This window comes from Mesorhizobium sp. M8A.F.Ca.ET.202.01.1.1 (genome assembly GCF_004791595.1).
GTDB lineage: Bacteria > Pseudomonadota > Alphaproteobacteria > Rhizobiales > Rhizobiaceae > Mesorhizobium.
Genome location: NZ_SRUN01000141.1, coordinates 1 through 341, shown reverse-complemented (window position 1 = coordinate 341; position 341 = coordinate 1). Strand labels below are relative to the sequence as shown.

Below are 341 nucleotides of genomic sequence, written 5' to 3'. Positions count from 1 at the left end.
TGGCAAGATGGGCGGCCATCGCAAGCGGGTTCTGGAGCCGCACCGGGCCTTCATCGTGGAGCGGATCAATCAGACGCCGCATCTGTCGCTGCATCGGCTAAAGGACGAACTTGCGGCGCGCGGTGTGAAGGTATCGCACGACACGGTGTGGCAGTTCCTGCGGCGCGAAGGTTTGCGGTTCAAAAAAAACGCTGTTGGCCCTTGAGCAAGCCCGCGCTGACATCGCGCGACGGCGACAACGCTGGCGTTCCTGGCAGTCCGGTCTCGACCCACGGCAGTTGGTCTTCATCGACGAAACCTGGATCAAGACCAACATGGCGCCGCTGCGCGGTTGGGGGCCG

At 63.3% G+C, this 341-nt stretch carries 1 pseudogene; it reads left to right on the top strand.

The features are described from left to right. A pseudogene (locus EN845_RS34210) lies at positions 1-341 on the top strand (IS630 family transposase); the annotation flags it as partial.